The organism is Nocardiopsis sp. MG754419 (assembly GCF_018207095.1).
Classification (GTDB): Bacteria; Actinomycetota; Actinomycetes; order Streptosporangiales; family Streptosporangiaceae; genus Nocardiopsis.
Map to the genome: position 1 here is coordinate 1 of NZ_QOCZ01000362.1, position 473 is coordinate 473.

Consider the following 473-nt stretch of genomic DNA (forward strand, 5'->3'; position numbering starts at 1 on the left):
AGGAGTCATCGATCCCGACCCGCTCCAGGCCCAGGACCTCGGCGAACAACCCGCACAGGATCTCCTCCCGGGGGTCGCGCGGCTCCCGGCCCGAGACCGGAGCCGTGTGGTCCGGGGCGGGCAGGGACCTCTTGTCCAGCTTGCCGTTGGCGGTCAGCGGAAGCTCGTCCAGCACCACCACCGCCGACGGCACCATGTACTCGGGCAGTGAGGCGGCCAGGTCCGCCCGCAGGGCGGCCGGGTCGGCCTCCACACCCACCTCGGCCACCGCGTAGGCCACCAGCCGCCGATCACCCGGACGGTCCTCCCGCACCACCACGGCGCTCTGCACGACACCGGACGACCCGGCCAGGACGGCCTCGACCTCACCGGGCTCGACCCGGAAACCGCGGATCTTGACCTGGTCGTCCACCCGGCCCACGTAGTCCAGATCCCCCGAGGACGACCACCGCACCAGGTCACCCGTGCGATAC

Annotated in this window: 1 pseudogene; it reads right to left on the reverse strand. The window is 72.3% G+C overall.

Features of this window, described 5'->3' with window-relative positions:
* Nucleotides 1-473, reverse strand: a pseudogene (locus DSY14_RS28130) (non-ribosomal peptide synthetase); the annotation flags it as partial.